Raw genomic sequence first — 23,103 nt, 5'->3', positions numbered from 1 at the left:
GCATGAGACACGCAAGGGGGTACAAAGCCAACCGGGACAGTTGCAGGGTTTGTTCCCTCTCTGGAAAGCGCTCCTAGGAAGTGGGATTAGTCCTCTGAAAACAATGCTGTAGACAGGTAGCGTTCGGCGCAGCTGGCGAGGATGACGACGATGGTCTTGCCAGCCATGTCGTCGCGCTGGGCCAGTTCGGCGGCGGCCTTGAGGGCGGCGCCGGAGGAGATGCCGCCGGGCACGCCTTCCAGTCGGGATGCCTCGCGGGCGGTCTCGAAAGCGTCGTCATTTGAAACGGTTATCACTTCGTCAATGAGGCCGGTGTCGAGGATTTCCGGGACAAATCCGGCGCCGATGCCCTGGATCTTGTGCGGGCCCGGATCACCACCGGACAGGACCGGGCTGTCGGTTGGTTCCACGGCGACGATGTGAACGCCGGGCTTTTTCTCTTTCAAAACAGAGGCAATGCCGGTGATCGTACCGCCCGTGCCGACGCCGGACACCAGTGCGTCGACGCCGCCATCGGTGTCGTTCCAGATCTCGATCGCGGTGGTATTGCGGTGGATTTCGGGGTTGGCCGGGTTGGCAAATTGACTGGGCATGACCGCGTTCGGGGTGTCTTCCAGAAGGGACTCGGCCATAGCGATGGCGCCCTTCATGCCGTTGGCGGCTTCGGTCAGGACCAGTTCGGCACCTAAGTATTGCAAGAGCTTGCGGCGTTCGATCGACATAGATTCCGGCATGGTCAGGATCAAGCGATGGCCGCGGGCGGCGGCGACGAAGGCCAGGCCGATGCCGGTATTGCCGGATGTGGGCTCGATCATCACCGCGTCCGGGCCGAGTTTCCCAGCTTTTTCAAGCGCATCAATCATGGCCACGCCAATGCGGTCCTTGACACTGGCGAGCGGGTTGAAGAATTCCAGCTTGGCCAGGATGCGCGCCTTGGCGCCGTGGGCTTCGGCGAATTTCGACATTTCCACCAGCGGGGTGTCGCCGATCGTATCGGCAATCGAGGAATAGATGCGGCCGCGGCCTTCGGTGGTGATCATGTCGGACTCCTGTGTGCTTCGAGCGGAGATTTAGTGTTTCCGCGGCGCGTTGTCAGTGTGTTTTCTGCCCGATTTTTTCCTGTTCTTCGGGATTTTACCGGTTCAGACCCCCGTCGAGCCGAACCCGCCCGTCCCGCGTTCGGTCTCGTCGAGCTCTTCCGCGACCTCCCAGGTCGCCTGGATGACCGGGGCGATGATCATCTGGGCGATTCGGTCGCCGCGTTTGACGTTGAAATCGGCCTGGCCGTGATTGATCAGATTGACGTGGATCTCGCCGCGATAATCCGCGTCGATCGTGCCCGGCGTGTTGACGCAGGAAATACCGTGGCGGGCAGCAAGGCCGGAGCGCGGGCGGACCTGGGCCTCATAGCCTTCCGGCAGGGCGATGGCGATGCCGACCGGGATCAGGCGCCATTCGCCTGGCGGGATGGTGACGGGCGCGTCTTCGGCGACCGCGGCGCGCAAATCCATACCGGCGGACTGGGCGGTCTCATAGGCCGGCAATTGCAGGCCCTCATAATGCTCCAGCGGCTTGATGCGGACGGTGACGGTGTTCATGGCGCGCTCCCCTCTTGGCATGCGGGGCGCATTTGAACGGGCTTTGCGCGTCAGCGCCAGTCCCCGCTCAGGCGTTTTGCATCAGCGCGTCGGCGATGCGCCCGGCGAGCTCGGCGGCGATGGCGGATTTGGGGCCGGAGGGCCAGTGTTCGACGCCATCGGTAGTGACGAGTGAGACCTCGTTATGGCTGCCCCCCATGACATCGCCGGAAACGTCATTGGCGACGATCCAGTCGCAGCCCTTGCGGGCGCGTTTGGCGATGGCGAGATTTTCCACGTCATGGGTCTCGGCGGCAAAACCGATCACCAGGCCCGGACGGTTTTCATTCCGGTTGGCGATGGTCTTGAGGATGTCGGGGTTTTCCACCAGTTCCAGCCCGGTGAAGCCGGACTTGTCGACCTTGAGCTTCTTCTCGGCCCGGTTGGCCGGGCGCCAGTCGGCGACCGCAGCGACGGCGATGAAGACGTCGGCCGGAAGCGCCGTTTCAACCGCGTCCAGCATCTCCAGGGCGGTCTCGATGCGCACGGTTTTGAGGCCGAGCGGATCCGGCAGGGCGGTCGGGCCGGAGACCAGGGTCACATCGGCGCCGAGATGGGCGCAGGCCTGGGCGATCGCATAGCCTTGCTGACCCGAGGACCGGTTGGAGATGAAGCGGACCGGATCAATCGGCTCCAGTGTCGGGCCGGCGGTGATGATGATGCGGCGGCCCGTGAGCGTGTCAGCCATTCACCGCCGCCTCGATGGCTTCGGCAATCACGGCCGGTTCCGCCATGCGGCCAGGCCCGAACTCACCGCAGGCCATCTCGCCCTCATCCGGACCGACAAAGCTGACACCATCGCCTTTGAGCGTGGTCAGATTGCGCTGGGTGGCGGGGTGTTCCCACATCCGCACATTCATCGCCGGGGCCATCAGCACCGGCTTGTTGGTCGCCAGAAGTGTCGTGGAGGCCAGGTCATTGGCCAGGCCGTTGGCCGCCTTGGCCATCAGGTCTGCAGTGGCAGGAGCCACCACGACCAGGTCGGCAGAGCGGGAGAGTTCAATATGGCCCATCTCGGCTTCATCGGTCAGGTTGAACAGCTCCCCATAGACCTTGTCGCCAGACAGGGCCGAGACCGAGAGCGGGGTGACGAATTCAGCGCCGGCCTTGGTCAGGATGCAGCGCGAGCCGATGGAGCGGCGCGCCAGCTCGCGGATGAGTTCCAGACTCTTATAGGCCGCGATACCGCCGCCAATGATGAGAAGAATGCGTTTATCCGCCACGGACCGCTCCTTGGATGCTGAGCGGTTTTTAGCCCTTTAGCGGCAAAAGCCCAAGGCTTTCAGGCGGCGCTCGGTCGATCGATCAGGTGCTGCACCTTGGCCATATCGGCATCGAGCGACCGGACTTTCTCGATCTGGTGCTGGAAAAAGGCAGCCTGGGCCAGTTCGACATCGTAAAGCGCGACACGGTTGAGGGCTGCGGCATCGTCTTCGGAAAAGCGCTGCCTGTCCCTGGCGGCCTGCTGCTGCATCGAGGTCAGCATGTTGGAATAGGCGGCAGTGTAGACAAAGGACGGGTAGTCCAGCTTGGAATGACGCAGGCCCATCTGGCTGACGGCTTCATAATAGTCCGCATCAAAGCGGGCCGAGAGCACGCGGTCGCAATGGGCCAGCATGCCGCTGGTCAGGAAGGCCAGATTGTCCTCATCGGCGAAATAGTCCGCAACGATGGGATTGGTCTTGAGGTGATCGAAAACCGTGTCCAGCGCCTGTTTGGCATATTCCATCAAACGTGGCTTCAGTTTGCGAATGCGGCACACAACATCGTCATCGATGCGGAAAAACTCCCGCTCGAGCGCTCGCAACTCGGCGTAGGGATCCTGGGTGCTTGCCATGCAGGGACACAACCACAACTTCGTTACGAAGCAGTTTTTGTTTTAGGTTTAGCTCAGGTAAACGCCCAGTAGGTGGCAGCGGCGCCCGCTGCCGCGGCGGCTCCAAGCCAGGCGAGGCGAGCCGCCCAAGGGCGCAGCTTCAATCCGCCCCCGAGTTTCAGCTCGCCGGATTTCAGTTTCTCACCGATATCGGCCCAGTCCTCGATGGCCTGCGGCAGGCGCCGGGCCGCATCGCGCAAGCGGGTCAGGTCATCGCCCAGATCCCGCAATTGCCCTTCCGGTCCAAGTTCGCGCCGCATCCATTCTTCGACGACCGGGGCGGAAGCTGCCCACATGTCGTGCTTGGCGTCGAGCATGCGCGAGACGCCCTCACACTGCACCATGGTTTTCTGCAGCATGACGAGTTCGGGCCGTAGGCGCATATCGAACAGGTCGGTGATCTCGAACAATTGCAGCAGCACGCGTGACATCGGCACTTCATCGGCCTGCTTGCCGAAGATTGGTTCGCCGACAGCGCGCAGGGCGCTGGCAAAGTCATCGACCGAGTGCGAGGCGGGGACGTAACCGGCCATGAAATGGGCTTCTGCCGCGGCCTTGTAATTGCGCGTCAGGAAGCCGTGCAGGATGAGGGCGAGAAAGCGGCGCTCGGCCCGGCCAATACGGCCCATAATGCCGAAATCGACCGCCCAGAGTGTGCCGTCTTCTGCAGCAAACAGATTGCCGGCATGCATGTCGGCATGGAAGACGCCGCGATGCAGGGCGGTGCCGAGAAAGGCGCGCGTCATGGTCGTAGCCAGCGAGGTGCGGTCAATGCCGGCGGCGTCGATCGCGTCCATGTCGGACAAGGCAATGCCGTCAATCCATTGTGTTGTCAGCACCCGCTTGGAGGACAGGGGCCAGTCGACGGCGGGAATACGATAGCCTTCAACCGCAGCGCTGGCTTCCGCCAGCTCCGAGCCTGCGGCGGCTTCCAGGCGCAGATCGGTTTCCAGCACCAGGGAGCGGGCAACTGTCTCGACGAATTTCTTCGGCTCAAGCCGGCGGCTGGCCGGTGCGAGGCGTTCCGCCAGCCGCGCGCCAAGCGACAGGGCGCGGATATCGCGGGCAATCCGGGCCTCAATATCGGGGCGGACAATCTTCACGGCGACATCGCGACCATCATGGGTGCGGGCCTTGTGGACCTGGGCAATGGAGGCGGCGGCGATGGCCGGTCCGAATTCGGAAAAAATCTCATCCGCCGGTGCGCCGAGTTCCTCTTCGAGGATGGCGCGGGCTTCGCCCTCGTCGAAGGCCGGCATCTTGTCCTGCAGCCGGGCCAGGCCACGAGCAAAGCGCTCCCCGATGACGTCACCGCGCGTGGCCAGGACCTGGCCGAATTTCACATAGGACGGCCCCAGCTTCTCCAGCGCCCGCGCCAGGCGTTCACCAGGATTGCTTGCATTGTCCTTGCGCGCGAACAGGCGCGTCACGCGCCCTGCCCAGCGCGCTGCCGCCGGATAAAGCGACTGATACTCGGCCGGCAGGATGGCGTCGTGCCGGGCCAGGGTGATCAGGGCCCTGAAAAGGCGGGCCAAAGACATCAAGGTCGAGAACATGGGTCAGGGGTTTAGAGCGCCCGGACCCGCTTGGCGAGGGCGGCGTGAAGTCGCGGGCCGCAAGGGGCGCCAATGAGCCGCCCTCGCCAAGCGGGCCGGACTCAGGCCCAGCCTGTGTGCAGTGCTGCGATGCCGCCCGAGAAATTGGTGTAGCTGACATTGCGGAAACCAGCCGTTTCGATCTCGGCCTTGAAGCTTTCCTGGTCGGGGAAGCGGCGGATCGATTCCACCAGGTATTGATAGCTCTCGCGGTCCTTGGCGACGTAATGCCCGAGTTCGGGCATCACATTGAAGGACCAGGCGTCGTATAGCTTCTCCCAGCCGCGGCTGGTCGGTTTGGTGAATTCCAGGCACAGGAAGCGCCCGCCCGGTTTGAGTACGCGGCGCATTTCCTTCAGGGCGCTGGCGCGGTCCGTGACATTGCGGATGCCGGTCGAGATGGTGATACAGTCGGCATAGCGATCGGGCAGGGGTAGGCATTCAGAATTGCCGGTAACCCAGTCGATGCGGCCGTTATGGGCCGGTTTCAGGCCGCGCTTCACCCCGGCGCGCAGCATCTGCTCATTGATGTCGAGCACGACCGCCTTCGCCTTGGTTGTCGAACTGCGACGCGCGCCTGCCCGATCAGCCTTGTCGAGGAAGCTGCGGGCCAGGTCGCCAGTGCCGCCGGCGACGTCGATCAGGATCTCACCGGGCTGCGGGTTGGCGCGGGTGATGACCATGTCCTTCCAGACCCGGTGAACGCCGAGCGACATGAGATCATTCATCAGGTCATAGCGGCGAGCCGAGCGGTCGAAAACGCCGCGTACAAGGCCGGCTTTCTCGCCCGTTTTGACGTCGCGAAAGCCGAAGGAAACTGTGTCGTTGGATGCAGGACCGGTCATGGCGCGGACCATAGGGCAAGCCCGCTCCGGCGCAAAGCGGCCGGAGCGGTGCCAAATGACGCAGGTCAGGCTGCCATCGCGGCGTGGCCGGCCTGGCCGAGATTGCGGCGAATGGCCCAGCCCATCGCGGCGACGAAACGGCGAGCCCGCGACAGAGCACGGCGACCCTGGGCTATCGGGGCGATTCCCGTCTCTTCATCGCGCGGACGGCGGCGGTGCCAGCCCTCGACCCAGCCCTCGACAATGCGAAAGACCCGCAACTTGTCGAGCACCGGATTGACCAGGTTGGTGATGGTGCAATAGCGCTTGTTGAAGGCGCCGGAATGGTGCGCCCAGTGTTCTTGCGGGGTCAGCAGGACGTGTTTGTCCTGCAGCCAGCGCACCAGGGCCGGGCGCTTGCGCCGGGCGATGTGCGACCAGACATGGATCTCGTTGGCGTGGGTCCCGGCGATCAGCATGGTTACGGTCAGCGGGTTTATCCAACCAGCGGCCCAGAAGGCGAGGCCGAACAGGGCCGCGATGATGAAGACGATACGGTTGCGCCGCCAATAGCCCGATCGGGTAAAGGCGAGCGGCTCGGAATGGTGCAGGATGTTCGGCGCGATGATGGCAGGGCCGATCACCGGCCATTTGGGGTCGCCATAGGTGTCTTCCCACCAGTGCAGGACGCCGCTGATCAGGTCGGCAAGGAGAATGCCGGCCGCGACCTGGAGAAGAAACAGGCCTGCATCGGGCAGATTTGCTGCAATCACGTCCATGGTTTACCTCTTGGTCCGTTAGCGTGACGGGGCGGAGGTAATCGCGCCGAAATGGCAAAAATGTGTTCAAAATCAAGTAAATAATATTTACATGCCTGAGCTTCCCGAAGTCGAAACCGTGCGCCGTGGTCTCATTCCCGCCCTTGAAGGGCGACGGCTGACCTCCGTTCGCCTCAATCGCGCCGATCTGCGCTTCCCGTTTCCCGAGCGCATGCCGGAGCGCTTGCAGGGCGCGACCGTCGAGCGTCTCGACCGGCGTGCGAAATACCTTCTGGCCCGGTTGTCGAGCGGTGAGACCTTGCTGGTCCATCTGGGAATGACCGGCCGGTTCTCTATCGAGGTCGATGACGCGCACCAGCAGCCCGGCGATTTTGTCTACGCGCCGGTTGCCGATCCCAAGCATGATCATGTTGTGCTCGAGGTCGAGGGCGGGGTCACGGTGCGCTATAACGACCCCAGGCGTTTCGGTTTCATGGACCTGTTCGCCACTGATGCTGAAGATACGGTAGCCTTCCTCGCGGGCTTGGGACCGGAGCCCAACTCCAATCATTTTTCGGCCGCCCATCTCGATGCCGTGCTGGCGGGCAAGAAGACACCAATCAAGGCCGCCCTCCTGGATCAGCGCGTGGTGGCGGGGCTGGGCAATATCTATGTCTGTGAGGCCTTGCACCGGGCCCGCATCAGTCCGCGCCGGGAGGCTCGTAGCATTCCGGGCGTGCGTTCCGGCCGGTTGGCCGTGACCGTGCGGGACGTCATCAATGAAGCTATTGATGCAGGCGGGTCGACCTTGCGCGATTTCGCTGGTGCCGATGGCGCGCTGGGGTATTTCCAGCACCGTTTCCGGGCCTATGGCCAGGAGGGAGAGCCCTGTCCGACGGAGGGTTGCGATGGCAGGATTTCACGCATCGTCCAGTCCGGGCGTTCGACCTTCTTCTGTGGCCGCTGTCAGCGCTGATGCGTTTTGGTAACGGCCGGCGCTTCTTGCGCTGATTGCGCGGGGTTGTGCTTGTCCGTTGCCGAACGAGCGAATAGCGTCAGCTGCGACCGAGAGTCTCGCCCCTATCGACCCATGGGGTTGGCTGCGCTATAGCAGCCGCCGATTTTCCGGCGGGCCAAGGCCCGCGCCGTCAAATGGAGTGCCTGAATGGCCTACAAGACGATCCAGGTTAAAACCGAAGGCCGCGTGGGCGTCATCACGCTGGACCGCCCGTCTGCCCTCAACGCGCTGTGCGACGAGCTCACCACCGAGCTGACTGATGCACTGGCCGGCTTTGAGCGCGATGGCGAAATCGGTTGCGTGGTTCTCACCGGTTCCAAGAAGGCCTTTGCTGCCGGCGCCGATATCAAGGAATTGCAGGACCGCGACTTTGTCGGTCTGTACGAGCATGACCCGTTTGCCGAGACCTGGGAGTCTGTTGCCCGTTTCCGCAAGCCGATTATCGCCGCCGTGTCCGGCTATGCGCTCGGCGGTGGTTGCGAGATCGCCATGATGTGCGATTTCATCATCGCCTCCGATACCGCCAAGTTCGGCCAGCCGGAAATCAATCTCGGCGTCATGCCGGGCGCGGGTGGCACGCAGCGCCTGCCGCGCGCGGTGGGCAAGGCCAAGGCCATGGATATGTGCCTGACCGGTCGCATGATGGACGCCGAGGAAGCCGAGCGCGCTGGCCTGGTGTCGCGCATCGTGCCGGCTGACGACCTTCTCGATGTCGCCATGGAAGCGGCCGAGACCATTGCCTCGAAATCCCTGCCGGTGGCGATGATGACCAAGGAGACGGTCAATCGTGCCTTCGAAATGAGCCTCACCGAGGGCATTCGTTTCGAGCGTCGCGTGTTCCAGTCCCAGTTCGCACTCGAGGATCAGGCCGAGGGCATGGCTGCTTTCGCGGAGAAGCGGGCTGCACATTTCAAGCACCGCTAGGGCATTCTAGCGGATAGAGTGGTTGACGCCCGGGCTCACAAGGCCTATACGCCGCCGCTCACGGTTTTTGCCGGGGTTTATCGCTCCGGCCGCACAAGAGGTTTGCACTCATGGCCAACACTTCTTCGGCCAAGAAAATGGTCCGCAAGATCGCGCGTCGTACGGCTGTCAACAAGGCCCGCCGTTCGCGTGTGCGCACCTTCGTCAAAAAAGTCGAGCTCGCGATCGCGTCCGGCGACCAGGCGGCTGCCAAGGCAGCACTCGTTTCCGCCGAGTCCGAGATGATGCGCGCTGTCGGCAAGGGCGTGGTTCACAAGAATACGGGTTCGCGCAAGGTTTCCCGCCTGGCGGCTCGCGTGAAGTCGATGAGCGCCTAAACAGCGACTGACTTCCAGAGAATTTGGAAACACCCGCAACGCGAGTTGCGGGTGTTTTTCTTTGTGCGCTGCAGCGGCTGCAATTTCGAAATTTCAGACCGTATTGAAGTGAAGAATATAATATTTATTCGTCTGCGTACGGACGGCTTGCTTTTCCTGAAAAGCCTGCTCTCGCAGGTCCTCTCGGAGGCGAATCTCGTTCCAGGAAATCACTTGATGCGTTGTCGCAAAATTGTAACAAACCGCAAGCGCCCATCCGTCCACGGATTTCCCGTGTCAAGCGAAGAATCTCCAAAACGAGGCGCGAAATCCTGTTGACCGAAATTAGGGAAAGCGTAACCTTTGGACACCTGAGGGCGATCTATCCCATGCGGAACATTTTCCGGCAGCGCTGCGCAAAAGCGCGCGCTGGGCGAGGGGAGATTATGCCATAAAAACAAACACCTGAAGCCTGCCTCGATGCAGGATACACGAGAAGTGTGGCTAACAATGGCGTTGAATAAATTTGCTGTTTCCGATGCTGCGGCATCCGGTTTCGATACGTCCGGGGCGGACGTCATTTCGAGTGTTTGGCGTACGGTCCGCGCCCGTCTGCGCGATGAGCTTGGTGGGGCTCTTTACTCGCAAGAAATCGCACGTTTGCGCGTGCGTCTGTCCGAGAGCGGCGCGGTGATTATTGTCGCCCCGAGCACGTTCAACCGGGACTGGGTTGAGGACCATGCAGGCGCCCGAATTCGCGGAATCTGGGCGGAAACCGATCCGGCTTTGCGCGAGATCTATCTGCTAGCCGAAGGGCAGGAAGAGCCGCAACCGGCGGTAGCGCCGCGTGCGAAGACGGTCGAGCCGCGCGAAGCCGTCATGGTGGAGGCCGAGGCCAAGCCGTCCCGCGAGGAACCGCGCTTCACCTTCGATACCTTCCGTGTCGGGCCGGCCAATGAAGTGGCAGCCGCGGCGGCGCGGACCATGGTCAGCGCCTCCACGCCGCCGTTTAACCCGGTCTTCTTCTATGGCGATTACGGTGTCGGCAAGACTCACCTGATGCATGCCGTCGCCTCTGCTGTCGAGCAGAACCAGCCCGGCCGCAAGGCGCTGTATCTAACGGCCGAGGAATTCCTCTCCGGTTTTGTCACCGCCATGAAGGCCCGCGACACAATGGCTTTCAAGGAAGCGACCCGGAATGTCGATTATCTGCTGATTGATGATGTGCACTTCATCGCCGGCAAGCCGAAGACCGAGGATGAGTTCCTGCACACGATCGCGGCACTGATTGCCGAGAACAAGCAGGTCGTCCTGGCCTCGCACCGTCCGCCGGCGGAATTGCCGATGGGTGATGAGCGCCTGCGCTCACTGCTGACCGGCGGCTTGTCCTGCCCGCTGTCCAAGCCGGACCTCGATCTGCGCCGACAGATCCTCGACTGCAAGATTGCGCAGGCGAAATGCCACTACCCGGTTCTCGACGTACCGGAGTCCGTGCGCGACTTCCTGGCGGCCCGTATCACCTCTTCTGCGCGTGAGCTGGAAGGTGTGCTGAACAATGTCATCTGCCGCACCGCACTGCTCGGCCTGCCGGTGACCATGGATGCCGTGACCTCGGCTCTGCGCGACTTGTCGCTGAGCTCGGAAAAGCGTCTGACCGTGGATGAGATCCAGAAGGCGGTCGCCAATCATTTCGGCGTCACGGCGGCGGATATCTGTTCCAAGCGCCGGACCCAGTCCGTTGTACGTCCGCGCCATGTCGCCATGTATCTGTCCAAGACGCTCACGACCCGGTCGCTGCCGGATATCGGACGCCGTTTTGGCGGGCGTGACCACTCCACCGTCATTCACGCGGTCAACAAGGTCACCTCGATGATCGAGGCCGGTGATCCGTTGGCCCAGGACGTGGATGCACTGGTTCGCGGGCTCCGCGGTCTTTAAAATTCCAACAGGAAAACCCGCAGCCGCTGGATAAAGTTCTTGCGGTTGCCGGTTTTCATGTATCCTCTTTCACCCACCTGATTTGCCGCCGGCAGGCCAACGGGCCCGCCGTATCTGGCCGACGCTGAAAGCGGAACACGAAACATGAAGCTGACGATCGAGCGCGCCACGCTCCTTAAGGCTCTGGGCCACGTGCAGGCCGTCGTTGAAAAACGCAATACGATTCCGATCCTGTCCAATGTGCTGATCACGGCCGGACCGGATGGTGTGAGTTTCACGGCTACGGATCTGGATATCGAAATCCTCGAGACGACCGAGGCGACCAGTGATGGCGAAGGTCTCGTGACCGCGCCGGCGCACACGCTCTACGACATTGCCCGCAAACTCCCGGACGGCTCCGATGTGACCCTGGAGATGAACGGGTCCGACCCGCGTCTGACGCTGAAGGCCGGCCGGTCCAATTTCTCGCTTCCGTCCCTGCCGCCGGGTGATTTCCCGGTCATGCCGACCGAGGCTCTGGAGCACCGCTTCACGGTCGAGGCGCGTGACCTGATGCGTCTCATCGACAAGACGCGTTTCGCCATTTCGACGGAAGAGACGCGCTACTACCTCAACGGTATCCACCTGCACGCCGCCGATACCGATGGCCGCAAGACGCTGCGCGCGGTGGCGACCGATGGTGTTCGCCTGGCCCTGGCCGAGATTGATCTGCCGCAAGGCGCCGATGGTATGCCGGGTGTGATCGTGCCCCGCAAGACGGTGCAGGAAGTCCGCCGCCTGCTGGAAGACGCCGAGGAAGAGGTCGAGGTATCGGTCTCGGAAGGCAAGATCCGCTTCCGCCTGGGTAATGCAGTCCTGACGTCCAAGCTCATCGATGGCGCTTTCCCGGATTATGAGCGCGTTATCCCGCGCGGCAATTCGCGCATGATGTCGGTCGAGAACAAACGCTTTGCCGAGGCTGTCGATCGTGTCGCCACGATCTCGGTCGAGAAATCACGCTCGGTGAAGCTGTCGCTGGCCCCGGAAACCCTGACCCTGGCGGTCAATAACCCGGAAAGCGGCCAGGCCGAGGAAGAGCTCGCCGTGTCTTATGACGATGAGAGCTTCGCGATCGGTTTCAACGCTCGCTACATGCTCGATGTCGCCGGGCAGATCGAAGGCGATCAGGCGCAATTCCATTTCGCCGACAGCGCCTCGCCGGCCCTGGTCACCGATAGCGGCGACAATGATGCGCTTTACGTGCTGATGCCGCTGCGGGTGTGACGGGCGGACAATCCGACATGAATGACACGCAACCGCCGCCGGCCCCGCCTGCGGCGGTTCGTCGTTTACAGCTCACTGACTTTCGCTGTTACGCCGCGCTCGGCCTCGACCTCGATGCCCGCCCGGTCGCGCTCTACGGCGAGAATGGCGCCGGCAAGACCAATCTCTTGGAAGCCATTTCCTTCTTTGCTCCGGGCAAGGGCATGCGCTCGGCCGGCAGCGATGCCGTGGCGCGCAAGCATGACGGGTTGCAGGCGCCGGGCTGGGCCGTGTTCGCTGAACTCGAGCATGGTGAGGAGCAATATCGCGTTGGCGTGGGTGTGCAGGCGGGTGGCCGCCGCGAAACCCGTGTCGACGGCGAGAATGTGTCCCAGGCCACCCTGGCGCGTCTCGCCCCCATGATCTGGCTGACGCCGGCCCAGGATCGGCTTTTTGCCGGGCCCCGGGCCGACCGGCTGAAATTCTTCGACCGTCTGGTCTATGCCGCCGATCCTGCTCATGCCGAAGCGGCCATCGCGTATGAAAAGACCCGGACCCGCCGCCAGCGCCTTCTGGATGAGGGCCGGGCCGACCCGGCCTGGCTGGATGCGATCGAGCGTGAAATGGCCGGACACGGTGTCGCCATGGCTGCCGCACGGCTCGATGCGCTGATCCGTTTGCAGACGGCAATCGATGATCGCCCGGACGGCGCCTTTCCGCGCGCGGATCTCGGGCTTGATGGTGATGTCGAGCAGGATCTGGCCGAAGGCATGCCGGTGGGCGACGTCGAAGACCGTTTCCTGGAGGCGCTGAAGTCTGGCCGGGCGCGGGATGGGGCGGCGGGCCGGACTTTGACCCGGGGGCCGCACCGAACCGAATTGGTCGCCCACCACCGGGATAAGCTGCAATTGGCGGCGGATTGTTCGACCGGTGAACAGAAGGCGCTGATCCTGACCCTGACCCTGGCCCAGGCCCGTGTCCTCGCCGCGAACTGGGGTGTCGCGCCTTTGCTCTTGTTTGACGAAGCCTGCGCCCACCTCGATGCGCAACGGCGCGAGGGTCTGGCGCAGGAAATCATCGCCACCGGATCACAAGCCTGGCTGACCGGGGTGGAGCGGGTCTTGTTCGAGCCGTTTGGCACCGAGGCCCAGTTCCTGCGGGTCGACCAGGCCGTAATTGAGCCGGGTTAGGCCTCGGCGGGCTCGGCCTCGCGATCGGCGGCGTCGAATTTCGCTGTGATCTGGAACAGGCCGCCCCCGGCGAGGTCGACAAAGGCGTGCAGGATGATGCCGGGCCAGAGTGATCCGGACAGGACATAGGTCATGGTCAGGATAATACTGATGGGCAGGATGCGCAGCATGCCTGCGGGCCCCTGGTAGGAATGTCCCAGAACAAACAGCGCGAGTGCCGCGATGGCTGCGGCCCAGAGCGGCAGGAAGAGTGCAAAGATCGCAATCAGGAAGCCGCGGAACAGGATTTCCTCGGTCACGCCGGCGGTGACGGCCACCCAGTTGAAGCGGCGAAACTCGGCTGCGCTTTCCGGGCGGATCATGTCGAGATCGCCGCTCTCAGCAATCTGGCGCCGCAGGTCAATCCGGGATTTGCGCGACAGGCTGGCGCTCACCAGAGAGAAGATCAGATATGCGATACCCGCGGCGGTGATGCCCCAGGCCAGCCAGCCCGGCCAGCCGCCCGGCCCTGCCTGAAGGCCAATGTCTGCAAGGTTTCGGCCCGACAGCAGCCAGAGCGCGAGAACCAGCCCGCTGAGGGCCCACAAATGCAGCATGACCGAGTTATAGACGGGAAGGCGGGCATCCTCTCCGCCAGCACGGATCCGGGCCTTGATCCGGGGTTCGCGCCACCAGCCGAGGACTAAGAAGACCGCCATGCCGACAAGGGCGGCCGCGAGATAGGGTTCAGTCGGGATCCAGTCGTAAATGGCGCTCATTGGCCAATCTCCTGTGATGTTGGTCTTGCCGCCATTGAGCGGTTCATGCGACACTATATGTGAATGCGTATTCGCATTCACATATGCGGAGTGAAGAACGGTGAGTCAAGGTGCCCGCCCGGCATTGCAATCAAGATCGCGTGCTACACGCGACAAGCTGTTGAAAGCACTGGAGTGCCTATTGCGCGAGCGGTCCTTTGCCGAGGTCACCGTGGCGGATATCGCCCGCGAAGCCGGTCTGGCTGTCGGCACGGTCTACCGGCGGTTTGAAAACAAGGACGCTTTTATTCCGGTCCTGTTCGAAATCTACAAACAGCGGCTGGATGCCTTTATGGGCTCGGCTGGCGGTGTGGTGGTCGAGCCGGAGGGCGGGCTGAAAACTGTTCTGCGCCAGCTGACGGAGCAATCCTGGACCTTCCTCACGAGCGAACGCGGTGTCGCCCGCGAGGCCCATCTTTATGCCCGGCTGCGGCCTGACCTGGTGGGGGAGGAATGGGACGCGCTTCTCGCTGCGAGCCAGGACAGCTACGGCACTTTGATCGATGCCTTCTCCGACGAGATCAAGCGGCCCCGTCAGGAGGCGGCGGAAATGCTGTCCTATCATTTCAACACGGCCCTGACCGAGCGAGCCCTCTACCCGGAAGATGGCGTCGGATCGCAAATGACAGTAAGCGATCTGGACTTCGTCCGGGCAATCGCCGATTTCGCCTATGGCTATCTCGTCACCGAGGCGGACTGACGCGGCATGACGCTTGAAAACCTGCTTCTCTTTGCCGGCGCGCTGGTCATTCTCTTCCTGACGCCCGGCCCCGGCATTGCCGCCATGATCGCGCGCACGCTCGATACCGGGCCCTGGCATGCCGGCATGTACGGCGTGGGCATTCTCACCGGTGATATCTTCTGGTTCACCCTGGCGGTGACCGGCCTGTCCGCATTGGCAGAAACTCTCGGCCCGTTCTGGCTCGCGGCCAAGATCATCGGGGCCAGCTATCTCGGCTGGCTGGCTTTCAAGGCTTTCTGGAGCGCCTGGACGGGGGCGCGGCCCAAACCGGTCTTTCCCACCGGGTCCAAGCGCGGCTGGGCGGCGACCTATGTTGCGGGCGTGGCCATGCCACTCTCCAATCCCAAGCCGATCGTCTTCTACCTGACCCTGGTTCCGGCTTTTGTGCCGCTCGACCAGATCACCCCGATCACCTATGCGCTGATGGTGGCGATCATGATCGCCCTCGCTGTGCCGGCGGCCGCGCTCTACATCATCGGGGCGCACCGGGCCCGAGACTGGCTGGAAAAGCCATCGGTTCGGCGTGGTGCTGATATCGTGACGGGACTGGTGATGGTCACAATCTCCCTTGTTCTTCTCACGCGGTAAGCGCCTATAGTGCCTAAAACGGGACAACCGGGGGACATAATGAGTTTTGGAATTTACAATCAGGTCATCGCCGAGGCGGTGGTCTTGCTGGTGTTGTGTGTTGCCGCGGCCGTGCTGTTGCGCGGGCGCGTGCAATGGAGCTGGCTGATCGGTGCGGTGGCCTTCTTCGGTGTCACCAAGCTGGTGCTCTTTCTTGGCGTCGCCGGGGATATCTACCCAGATATTCTGGGCGGCCGCTATAACTGGGAGGGCAAGATCGCTGCCGTGGCCACGACGCTGGCTGTGGCTGCCCTGATCTTCCGCGGAAAATGGGCTGAATGGGGTTTCACCTGGAAGCAAAACGGCCCCGCCGTCGGGCTGGGCTATGTGGTCACGGTGGTCTTCATTCTTGCCAATGCGGCTTTCGTCTACTGGTACTGGCCGGGCGTGAAGGTCGAGCCGGTCATTGACATGGCCTACCAGATGACCATGCCGAGCCTAGACGAAGAGCTCGTTTATCGTGGCGTGCTCCTTTTGATGCTGGACCGGGCGTTCAAGCCGCAGATCCACATTCTCGGTGCCCCCTTCGGCTTCGGCGCCCTGATTTCGGTTGCTCTGTTCTACGTTACCCACGCCTTGCGCGTGGATGCGGACTGGGGCGTGGTCTTCATCGCCTTTGAAATCCTGCCGCTGATCTATGCCGTGTTCTGGACCTATATCCGGGCGGCGACGGGTAGTCTTCTGCTGCCGGTTCTGATGCATAGCTGGGCCAATGCGGCAGGCTACTGGATCTGACGGGGCTGGCTTGCCGGTGATCGTTTGAGGCGACCGTCCGCGCGCGCACGTACGCGTGCGCGCGCGTATGGCCAGAGTCAAGCGAACAGGGTACAAAACCCTATGACTGATCAGCCGAATCAAGAATATGGCGCGGATAGCATCAAGGTCCTCAAAGGCCTCGACGCGGTTCGCAAACGTCCGGGCATGTATATCGGGGATACCGATGACGGATCCGGGCTCCATCACATGGTCTATGAGGTCGTCGATAACGCCATCGACGAAGCCTTGGCCGGCCATTGTACCGCCGTCACGGTGACGCTGCATGCGGACGGGTCCGCCAGCGTGCGCGATGACGGACGCGGTATCCCGACCGACATTCACGCCGAAGAGGGCGTGTCTGCGGCCCAGGTGATCATGACCCAGCTGCACGCGGGCGGGAAGTTCGACCAGAACTCCTACAAGGTGTCCGGCGGTCTGCACGGTGTCGGCGTCTCGGTTGTCAACGCGCTGTCGGACTGGATGGATCTGACCATCTGGCGCAATGGCCAGAAGCATTACATGCGTTTCCGCCGCGGCGAGGCCGAGGAAGATCTCAAGGTGATCGGTGATGCCGAGGGTCAGAAGGGCACGGAAGTCCGCTTCTTCCCGTCCTCCGACACTTTCTCGATGATCGAGTTCTCGCGCGAAACGCTGCAGCACCGTCTGCGCGAGCTGGCCTTCCTAAATTCCGGTGTCACCATCGTGCTGCGTGATGAACGCGATGCCGAGCCGTTCGAGGAAACCATGGTCTATGAGGGCGGTGTGGCTGCTTTCGTCAGCCATCTCGACCGCACCAAGACCCCGCTTTTCACCCCGCCTGTGCTGATCCAGGGCGAGCGTGAGGGCGTGTCGGTGGAAGCGGCGCTGGAATGGAATGACAGCTATCACGAGAATGTCCTCTGCTTCACAAACAACATCCCGCAGCGTGATGGCGGCACCCACCTGGCCGGTTTCCGCGCTGCGCTGACCCGCATCATCAACTCTTATGCGAACTCCTCCGGCCTGGCGGCCAAGGCCAAGGTCGCGATCTCGGGCGATGATGCCCGTGAAGGCCTGACCTGTGTTCTCTCGGCCAAGGTTCCCGATCCGAAATTCTCCTCGCAGACCAAGGACAAGCTGGTCTCCTCGGAGGTCCGTCCGGCGGTCGAGGGCATTATCGGCGAGGCGCTGTCGGAATGGTTTGAAGAGCATCCGAACGAAGCCAAGCAGATTGTCGGCAAGATTATCGAGGCGGCTGCCGCCCGCGAAGCGGCGCGCAAGGCGCGTGAGCTGACGCGGCGCAAATCCGCCCTCGACATCACTTCCCTGCCCGGCAAGCTGGCGGACTGCCAGCAGAAGGACCCGGCCAAGTCCGAACTCTTCATCGTTGAGGGTGACTCAGCTGGTGGCTCGGCCAAGCAGGGCCGTCACCGCGAAAACCAGGCGGTGCTGCCGCTGCGCGGTAAGATCCTCAATGTCGAGCGCGCCCGGTTTGACAAGATGCTCTCGTCCGAACAGGTCGGCACACTGATCACGGCGCTTGGAACCGGAATTGGTCGTGACCAGATCGACTATGACAAGCTGCGCTATCACAAGGTCATCATCATGACCGATGCCGATGTCGACGGCGCCCATATCCGCACACTGCTGCTGACCTTCTTCTACCGGCAGATGCCCGAGCTGATCGAACGCGGTCACCTCTACATCGCCCAGCCGCCGCTCTACAAAATCACCAAGGGCCGGTCCGAACGCTATGTGAAGGACCAGGCCGAGATGGACGCCTATCTGATCGAGGAAGGTGTCTCTGACGCGGCGCTGACCCTGACCAATGGCGAGGTTATTACCGGGGCCGACCTGGCCGACCGGGTTGAGCAGGCGCGTGTCGTCAAGCTCTCCGTCGACCGTCTCGCCGCGCGTGCGCCGGGCTTTGCCCTGGAAGCCGCCGCCCTGGCCGGTGCGCTGGTGCCTGACCCGTCTGCGGACGCGATTGAAGGTGCAGTCAGCTTCCTCAACCGCTTCGCTGATGAGGGCGAGGATGGCTGGACCGGTGAGCTCGGCGATGATTATGGCCTGATCTTCCAGCGCGATGTCCGCGGCGTCACTGAAACCGTGGTGCTCGATGCGCATCTGCGCGAAGCGCCGGATGCCAAGCGCCTGAATGAGCGCGCCTCGGCCCTGGCCGATGATTATACCGGCTCGGCGGTGTTCGCGCCGAAATCGGGTACCATGGTCATCAACTCCCCGTCCCAGCTTGTCGACGGCGTCACCATGTCCGGTGCCAAGGGCATGAATATGCAGCGCTATAAGGGTCTGGGCGAGATGAATCCGGACCAGCTCTGGGAAACCACGCTGGACCCGAATGTGCGCTCCCTGCTGCAGGTCTCTGTGACCCATGCCGACACGGCCGACGAGCTGTTCTCGAAACTGATGGGCGATGTGGTCGAACCGCGCCGCGACTTCATCACCGAGAACGCGCTTGAGGCCGAGGTCGACGCGTAACCGCCTGAACGCGGACACGCTTGTCCTTGCCCGCGCTTCATGGCTAACCTCGCCGCCATGATAATTCGCAGCGCCCTCACCGCGCTTGCGGGCCTCGTGATCGGGTCCTGTCTGGCGGTCTTCCTCGTTTTCGGTCCGGCCGAGTTCGGAGGGGTCAAGGTCGATCCCTGGCGGACGAATGTGCATATCGGATCGCCCGATGCGCCCGATATTGTCCGCTCCATCATTGCCCGCCGTGGCCTTTTGGCGATGTCACGCGAGGAGACGGTGTATTTCAGCGCCGACACCGATAGCGACGGCCGGACGTTGGATGAAACATGCGATTACCGCGTGGTGTTCACCGCCCAGCCCGATGCGCGCTGGTGGAGCCTGACGCTCTATGCCGAGGACGATTTCCTGCCGGTCAACGGGCTGGAAGCGCATTCCGTCTCGGCCCAGGATGCCGGCGAGCAGCAGAACTTTGCGGTCACCGTTTCGCGCCAACAGGCCGACGGCTTCTGGGTCAGCCCGGAAAATGGCGGCGCCTTCAATCTGACCCTGCGGCTGTATAATCCGTCCGAGTCGATTGTCGCCGATCCGGGTGTGGCGGTGCTGCCCGCCGTCGAGCGCCTGACCTGCGGAGGTGCCTCATGACCCGCTGGCTCATCCCCGCTGCCGCCGGCCTGGTCGGCCTGGTCCTCGGCTTCCAGCTCATGCTCGGCTTCCTGCCCGGTTTCATCATGACCCAGGCGATGGAACGGTTCGAGGTCCTCGGCGGTGTCGCCAATGAAGAGGGCCACGCCCCTCCGATCGACGAAACCGCGCGCTCGGTCGTACGGCCGAGCCCGGACATCCTCTATTCCGGCTGCCTGTTCGATGTCTCCAACGGCCCGATGACCGTCACCGCCCCGGCACCCAGTGATGGCGGCTATGCCTCGGTGAGCTTTTTCGACAATCGCACCAATAACTACGCCGTGGTCAATGATCGCGATATGGAGGGTGGGGTGGTGACCTATACGCTCGCTGCGCGGGGTCAGGCGTCCGGCGAGGGCGTGATCGAGGCGCCTACCGATACCGGCCTCATCCTCTACCGCCGTATCTGGGCCGATCCGGAGGCGTTTGAAGCCACTGATACTGACCGCCGCCGGTTTGATTGTTCGCCAATTTAGCCTGAACCGAGCTCCGGCCTCCCCCGTGGACGGGGGAGGTGTCCCGAAGGGACGCAGGGGGGAAGTGAGGGCAGGCGCTTTGCCCCCCTCAGACCTTGATCCCTGCGGGCTCAAGCCCAGCTCCCCCGCCCGCGGTGGAGCCCGGCGAATGGCTTATTGCGATAGCGCACGCCCGTCTCGCCGGGAAACCTCATGAGCGTGCGCCGCGCAGCCATCGCATCAATAGGCCGATGATCAGGAATCCGACTGATAAAATCAGCACGATAACCGCGCGGCTTGATGGATCTAAGGCAAAAGCCGCACCGCCAAGTACTCCTCCGACCACCCCCACCCAAATCAAAAACAGGCCGTCGCCGAGGCGGTCATTCAGCATTAGTGCGCCTCACCCCAGGTCGCCCCCGCCTTCGCATCCACCACCAGCGGCACGCTGAGCTCCAGCGCCGGGCGGCAGGCATTCATCATCACATCCTGGGTCAGGGCGATGAGGTCATCCGCCTGGGCCTCGGGGACTTCGAAGACGAGTTCGTCATGCACCTGCAGCAGCATGCGGGCGTCGAGATTGGCCTTGGTGATGGCGCCGGGCATGCGGATCATGGCACGGCGGATCACATCGGCAGCCGAGCCCTGGATCGGGGCGTTGATGGCCTGGCGTTCCGCGAACATGCGCATGTTCGGGTTCTTGTCCTTGATCGAGGGGAAATGGGCGCGGCGGCCGAAAATCGTCTCGACATAGCCGGTGTCGGCAACCTGCTGTTTCATCGCGTCCATATAGGCGCGAATACCCGGGAATTTCTCGAAATAGGCGTCGATAAAGGCTTTGGCTTCTTCGCGGGACACGTCGATCTGATTGGCCAGGCCGAAGGCGGAAATGCCGTAGATGACGCCGAAATTGATCGCCTTGGCCTTGCGGCGGACCATTGGGTCCATGCCCTCGATCGGGGTATCGAAAACCTCCGAGGCGGTCATGGCGTGAATATCGACACCGTCGCGGAAGGCCTGTTTCAGCGCATCGACACCGGCGATATGCGCGAGCAGGCGTAGCTCGACCTGGGAATAGTCGGCGGCGACCAGGACATTGCCCGGTTCAGCGATGAAAACCTCCCGGATCTTGCGGCCTTCCTCGGTGCGGATCGGGATGTTTTGCAGGTTGGGCTCGGTGGAGGACAGGCGACCGGTCGTCGTCGCGGCGAGCGAGAAGGAGGTGTGGACGCGGCCCGTCTGACGATTGATGTGATCTAGCAGCGCGTCCGCATATGTCGATTTCAGCTTGGCAAACTGGCGGTATTCCAAGAGCGCGACCGGCATGGCATGGCCCGCCCCGGCGAGCTCATCGAGCACTTTGGCGTCGGTCGACCAGGCCCCGGTCTTGGTTTTCTTGCCACCGGGCAAGTCCATTTCACCAAACAGGATTTCACCAATTTGCTTCGGTGACGCCACATTGAATTCACGCCCTGCCGCCTCATGCGCGGCGGCTTCGGCGGCGGCCATTTTCTGGGCGAAGTCGGAGGAGAGGCGGTGCAGCTGGTCCGGGTCGACCTTGATGCCCGCGCGCTCCATTTCCGACAGCACCGCCGGCATCGGCCGTTCCAGGGTTTCGTAAACCGTCGCCTTCTTGCGCCCGACCATGGCCGGTTTGAGGATCTCCCACAAGCGTAGGGTCACATCCGCGTCTTCGGCGGCATAGAGCGTCGCCTTGTCGAGCGGCACCTTGTCAAAGGTGATCTGGGATTTGCCGCTGCCGCAGATCTCCTTGAAGGGGATGCATTGATGACCGAGATGCTTCTCCGCCAGCGCGTCCATGCCATGCTTTTCCAGCCCGGCATTGATGACATAGGACAAGAGCATGGTGTCGTCATAGGGCGCGACATCAATGCCATAGCGTGACAGCACGCCGAGATCATATTTGAAATTCTGGCCGATCTTGAGAATGGCCGGATCTTCCAGCATCGGCTTGAGTGCTGCGAGGGCCTTGTCCATATCGAGCTGGTCCGGCGCGGCACCCGTGTCGAACATGTCGCCGGAGCCTTCCGGGTCGATATGGGCGAGCGGGATATAACAGGCCTCGCCCGGCGCGGTGGCGAGGGAAATCCCGACCAGGCCGGAGGCGGTCGCCGAAAGTGCATCGGTTTCGGTGTCGACCGCGACATGGCCGACTTCACCGGCGCGCGCGATCCAGCGCTCCAGATCCGCCATCTCGGTGACGCACTCATATTTGGAGCGGTCGATCGGGGCGGTGGCATCGCCGCTTTCATCCGCCGCCGGGGCGCCCAGCGCCTCCTCGACCTTGCGGGTGAAAGTGCGGAATTCCATCTCCTTGAGGAAGCCGACCAGGGTCTCCGGATCCGGCTCGGAGAGGCCGAATTCGGCCATGTCATTGGTGACCGGCGTGTCGACCTTCAGCGTCACCAGATCACGCGAAATGCGGGCATCATCGGCATGGTTGAGCAGTTTCTCGCGCCGGCCTTTCTGCTTGATCTCCTCGGCCCGGGCCAGGAGCGTGTCGAGATCGCCGTATTCATTGATCAACAGGGCGGCCGTCTTCACACCAATGCCGGGCACACCGGGCACATTGTCGACACTGTCGCCGGCGAGCGACTGGATGTCGATCACCTTGTCCGGCCCGACACCGAACTTCTCCACCACTTCGGGCGCCTGGATGCGCTTGTTCTTCATCGCGTCGAACATGGAGACGCGGTCGGAGACCAGCTGCATCAGATCCTTGTCGGAGGAGACAATGGTGACGTCCGCACCCTTGGCCTCGGCCATGCGGGCATAGGTGGCGATGATGTCGTCGGCCTCGTAATTCTCCATCTCGATACAGGGCGTGCCGAAAGCCCGGGTGGCATCGCGGATGATGGAAAATTGCGGCACCAGATCTTCCGGCGCCGGCGGACGATGGGCCTTGTATTGCGGGTAGAGATCATTGCGGAAGGACTTGCCGGAATGATCGAAAATCACCGCCAGGTGGGACGGCTGGTCCTCCCCCTTGAGGTCCTCCAGCAGCTTCCACAGCATGTTGCAGAAGCCCTGCACCGCCCCGACCGGCGTCCCGTCCGACCGGGTCAGCGGCGGCAGGGCATGATAGGCCCGGAAAATATAGCCCGACCCGTCGATCAGATAGACATGAGAGTTTTCGTCGACCGGTCGATTGATGGCCATAAGGAGGCTCCCCGCAGAATTGAGTCGCGACACTACCG

General features: G+C 62.7%; 21 protein-coding genes and 1 pseudogene. 12 read left to right on the top strand and 10 right to left on the bottom strand.

Going from position 1 to position 23,103, the window contains the following annotated elements; translation table 11 throughout:
- Nucleotides 1–86: 86 nt before the first annotated feature.
- From cysK to Q1V51_RS03965, 7 genes and pseudogenes are all read right to left on the bottom strand, one after another.
- Complete coding sequence (cysK, locus tag Q1V51_RS04000) at nt 87–1,040, bottom strand: cysteine synthase A (protein ID WP_300553185.1); 954 nt, start codon at nt 1,038–1,040, stop codon at nt 87–89.
- Between the two features lie 102 nt (nt 1,041–1,142).
- On the bottom strand, nt 1,143–1,598 hold the full coding sequence (gene dut, locus Q1V51_RS03995; protein ID WP_300553183.1) for a dUTP diphosphatase: 456 nt from the start codon (nt 1,596–1,598) through the stop codon (nt 1,143–1,145).
- Between the two features lie 67 nt (nt 1,599–1,665).
- Nucleotides 1,666–2,860, bottom strand: a pseudogene (gene coaBC, locus Q1V51_RS13440) (bifunctional phosphopantothenoylcysteine decarboxylase/phosphopantothenate--cysteine ligase CoaBC).
- 59 nt (nt 2,861–2,919) lie between these two features.
- On the bottom strand, nt 2,920–3,474 hold the full coding sequence (locus Q1V51_RS03980; RefSeq protein WP_300553174.1) for a protoglobin domain-containing protein: 555 nt from the start codon (nt 3,472–3,474) through the stop codon (nt 2,920–2,922).
- Between the two features lie 53 nt (nt 3,475–3,527).
- Nucleotides 3,528–5,054: a 2-polyprenylphenol 6-hydroxylase gene (ubiB, locus tag Q1V51_RS03975; protein ID WP_300553172.1), complete on the bottom strand. Its 1,527-nt coding sequence runs from the start codon at nt 5,052–5,054 to the stop codon at nt 3,528–3,530.
- 116 nt (nt 5,055–5,170) lie between these two features.
- Complete coding sequence (locus tag Q1V51_RS03970; protein WP_300553170.1) at nt 5,171–5,953, bottom strand: class I SAM-dependent methyltransferase; 783 nt, start codon at nt 5,951–5,953, stop codon at nt 5,171–5,173.
- Nucleotides 5,954–6,018: 65 nt separating this feature from the next.
- Nucleotides 6,019–6,711: a fatty acid desaturase CarF family protein gene (locus Q1V51_RS03965; RefSeq protein ID WP_300553168.1), complete on the bottom strand. Its 693-nt coding sequence runs from the start codon at nt 6,709–6,711 to the stop codon at nt 6,019–6,021.
- 91 nt (nt 6,712–6,802) lie between these two features.
- Here Q1V51_RS03965 and mutM point away from each other — a divergent pair, with 91 nt between their 5' ends.
- The 6 genes from mutM (at nt 6,803) to recF (ending at nt 13,358) form a co-directional block, all read left to right on the top strand.
- Nucleotides 6,803–7,666: a bifunctional DNA-formamidopyrimidine glycosylase/DNA-(apurinic or apyrimidinic site) lyase gene (gene mutM, locus Q1V51_RS03960; RefSeq protein WP_300553165.1), complete on the top strand. Its 864-nt coding sequence runs from the start codon at nt 6,803–6,805 to the stop codon at nt 7,664–7,666.
- A gap of 189 nt (nt 7,667–7,855) precedes the next feature.
- The gene (locus tag Q1V51_RS03955; RefSeq protein WP_300553162.1) at nt 7,856–8,632 is read left to right on the top strand and encodes an enoyl-CoA hydratase; all 777 of its coding nucleotides are present in this window, start codon (nt 7,856–7,858) and stop codon (nt 8,630–8,632) included.
- Between the two features lie 110 nt (nt 8,633–8,742).
- A complete protein-coding gene (gene rpsT, locus Q1V51_RS03950) occupies nt 8,743–9,009 on the top strand; it encodes a 30S ribosomal protein S20 (RefSeq protein ID WP_300553159.1) in 267 nt (88 codons plus the stop codon).
- 489 nt (nt 9,010–9,498) lie between these two features.
- Entirely contained in the window at nt 9,499–10,926 is a 1,428-nt protein-coding gene (gene dnaA / locus Q1V51_RS03945) for a chromosomal replication initiator protein DnaA (protein WP_300553157.1), read from the top strand.
- A gap of 144 nt (nt 10,927–11,070) precedes the next feature.
- Nucleotides 11,071–12,189: a DNA polymerase III subunit beta gene (gene dnaN / locus Q1V51_RS03940; protein WP_300553154.1), complete on the top strand. Its 1,119-nt coding sequence runs from the start codon at nt 11,071–11,073 to the stop codon at nt 12,187–12,189.
- Between the two features lie 17 nt (nt 12,190–12,206).
- Nucleotides 12,207–13,358: a DNA replication/repair protein RecF gene (gene recF / locus Q1V51_RS03935; protein ID WP_300553151.1), complete on the top strand. Its 1,152-nt coding sequence runs from the start codon at nt 12,207–12,209 to the stop codon at nt 13,356–13,358.
- Here the strand turns inward: recF and Q1V51_RS03930 are convergent.
- Nucleotides 13,355–14,116, bottom strand: coding sequence for a CPBP family intramembrane glutamic endopeptidase (locus Q1V51_RS03930; protein WP_300553148.1), 762 nt, complete (start codon nt 14,114–14,116; stop codon nt 13,355–13,357). The genes recF and Q1V51_RS03930 overlap by 4 nt on opposite strands.
- Before the next feature lie 100 nt (nt 14,117–14,216).
- Here Q1V51_RS03930 and Q1V51_RS03925 point away from each other — a divergent pair, with 100 nt between their 5' ends.
- The 6 genes from Q1V51_RS03925 to Q1V51_RS03900 all read left to right on the top strand — a co-directional run bounded on the left by Q1V51_RS03925 (nt 14,217) and on the right by Q1V51_RS03900 (nt 19,906).
- Nucleotides 14,217–14,855 carry a TetR/AcrR family transcriptional regulator gene (locus Q1V51_RS03925; protein ID WP_300553145.1) on the top strand — a complete coding sequence of 213 codons (639 nt, stop codon included), beginning with the start codon at nt 14,217–14,219 and terminating at the stop codon, nt 14,853–14,855.
- A gap of 6 nt (nt 14,856–14,861) precedes the next feature.
- A complete protein-coding gene (locus Q1V51_RS03920) occupies nt 14,862–15,485 on the top strand; it encodes a LysE family translocator (protein ID WP_300553142.1) in 624 nt (207 codons plus the stop codon).
- Between the two features lie 39 nt (nt 15,486–15,524).
- A complete protein-coding gene (locus Q1V51_RS03915) occupies nt 15,525–16,259 on the top strand; it encodes a CPBP family glutamic-type intramembrane protease (protein ID WP_300553139.1) in 735 nt (244 codons plus the stop codon).
- Nucleotides 16,260–16,361: 102 nt separating this feature from the next.
- Nucleotides 16,362–18,758, top strand: coding sequence for a DNA topoisomerase (ATP-hydrolyzing) subunit B (gene gyrB / locus Q1V51_RS03910; RefSeq protein WP_300553136.1), 2,397 nt, complete (start codon nt 16,362–16,364; stop codon nt 18,756–18,758).
- Between the two features lie 57 nt (nt 18,759–18,815).
- Nucleotides 18,816–19,391 (top strand): DUF1214 domain-containing protein, encoded by a 576-nt coding sequence (locus Q1V51_RS03905; RefSeq protein WP_300553133.1) that lies wholly within the window; start codon nt 18,816–18,818, stop codon nt 19,389–19,391.
- Nucleotides 19,388–19,906, top strand: coding sequence for a DUF1254 domain-containing protein (locus tag Q1V51_RS03900; RefSeq protein ID WP_300553131.1), 519 nt, complete (start codon nt 19,388–19,390; stop codon nt 19,904–19,906). Before Q1V51_RS03905 ends, Q1V51_RS03900 begins: the two co-directional genes overlap by 4 nt.
- Before the next feature lie 190 nt (nt 19,907–20,096).
- On the opposite strand, the gene Q1V51_RS03895 is transcribed toward Q1V51_RS03900, so the two are convergent.
- Nucleotides 20,097–20,279, bottom strand: coding sequence for a hypothetical protein (locus Q1V51_RS03895; RefSeq protein WP_300553128.1), 183 nt, complete (start codon nt 20,277–20,279; stop codon nt 20,097–20,099).
- On the bottom strand, nt 20,279–23,065 hold the full coding sequence (polA, locus tag Q1V51_RS03890) for a DNA polymerase I (protein WP_300553125.1): 2,787 nt from the start codon (nt 23,063–23,065) through the stop codon (nt 20,279–20,281). The genes Q1V51_RS03895 and polA overlap by 1 nt, the downstream gene beginning before the upstream one ends.
- Nucleotides 23,066–23,103 lie beyond the last annotated feature (38 nt).

The sequence above is a fragment of the Maricaulis sp. genome (assembly GCF_030149235.1).
Lineage (GTDB): Bacteria > Pseudomonadota > Alphaproteobacteria > Caulobacterales > Maricaulaceae > Maricaulis.
Note: the sequence above shows the minus strand (reverse complement) of the source record. Positions and strands in the feature narration are given on the sequence as shown.

What these genes read in the sequence shown, in the direction of transcription:
- cysK (WP_300553185.1), bottom strand. Translation starts at nt 1,040, where the DNA reads ATGATCACCACCGAAGGCCGCGGCCGCATCTATTCCTCGATTGCCGAT.
- dut (WP_300553183.1), bottom strand. Translation starts at nt 1,598, where the DNA reads ATGAACACCGTCACCGTCCGCATCAAGCCGCTGGAGCATTATGAGGGC.
- Q1V51_RS03980 (WP_300553174.1), bottom strand. Translation starts at nt 3,474, where the DNA reads ATGGCAAGCACCCAGGATCCCTACGCCGAGTTGCGAGCGCTCGAGCGG.
- ubiB (WP_300553172.1), bottom strand. Translation starts at nt 5,054, where the DNA reads ATGTCTTTGGCCCGCCTTTTCAGGGCCCTGATCACCCTGGCCCGGCAC.
- Q1V51_RS03970 (WP_300553170.1), bottom strand. Translation starts at nt 5,953, where the DNA reads ATGACCGGTCCTGCATCCAACGACACAGTTTCCTTCGGCTTTCGCGAC.
- Q1V51_RS03965 (WP_300553168.1), bottom strand. Translation starts at nt 6,711, where the DNA reads ATGGACGTGATTGCAGCAAATCTGCCCGATGCAGGCCTGTTTCTTCTC.
- mutM (WP_300553165.1), top strand. Translation starts at nt 6,803, where the DNA reads ATGCCTGAGCTTCCCGAAGTCGAAACCGTGCGCCGTGGTCTCATTCCC.
- Q1V51_RS03955 (WP_300553162.1), top strand. Translation starts at nt 7,856, where the DNA reads ATGGCCTACAAGACGATCCAGGTTAAAACCGAAGGCCGCGTGGGCGTC.
- rpsT (WP_300553159.1), top strand. Translation starts at nt 8,743, where the DNA reads ATGGCCAACACTTCTTCGGCCAAGAAAATGGTCCGCAAGATCGCGCGT.
- dnaA (WP_300553157.1), top strand. Translation starts at nt 9,499, where the DNA reads ATGGCGTTGAATAAATTTGCTGTTTCCGATGCTGCGGCATCCGGTTTC.
- dnaN (WP_300553154.1), top strand. Translation starts at nt 11,071, where the DNA reads ATGAAGCTGACGATCGAGCGCGCCACGCTCCTTAAGGCTCTGGGCCAC.
- recF (WP_300553151.1), top strand. Translation starts at nt 12,207, where the DNA reads ATGAATGACACGCAACCGCCGCCGGCCCCGCCTGCGGCGGTTCGTCGT.
- Q1V51_RS03930 (WP_300553148.1), bottom strand. Translation starts at nt 14,116, where the DNA reads ATGAGCGCCATTTACGACTGGATCCCGACTGAACCCTATCTCGCGGCC.
- Q1V51_RS03920 (WP_300553142.1), top strand. Translation starts at nt 14,862, where the DNA reads ATGACGCTTGAAAACCTGCTTCTCTTTGCCGGCGCGCTGGTCATTCTC.
- Q1V51_RS03915 (WP_300553139.1), top strand. Translation starts at nt 15,525, where the DNA reads ATGAGTTTTGGAATTTACAATCAGGTCATCGCCGAGGCGGTGGTCTTG.
- gyrB (WP_300553136.1), top strand. Translation starts at nt 16,362, where the DNA reads ATGACTGATCAGCCGAATCAAGAATATGGCGCGGATAGCATCAAGGTC.
- Q1V51_RS03905 (WP_300553133.1), top strand. Translation starts at nt 18,816, where the DNA reads ATGATAATTCGCAGCGCCCTCACCGCGCTTGCGGGCCTCGTGATCGGG.
- Q1V51_RS03900 (WP_300553131.1), top strand. Translation starts at nt 19,388, where the DNA reads ATGACCCGCTGGCTCATCCCCGCTGCCGCCGGCCTGGTCGGCCTGGTC.
- Q1V51_RS03895 (WP_300553128.1), bottom strand. Translation starts at nt 20,279, where the DNA reads ATGCTGAATGACCGCCTCGGCGACGGCCTGTTTTTGATTTGGGTGGGG.
- polA (WP_300553125.1), bottom strand. Translation starts at nt 23,065, where the DNA reads ATGGCCATCAATCGACCGGTCGACGAAAACTCTCATGTCTATCTGATC.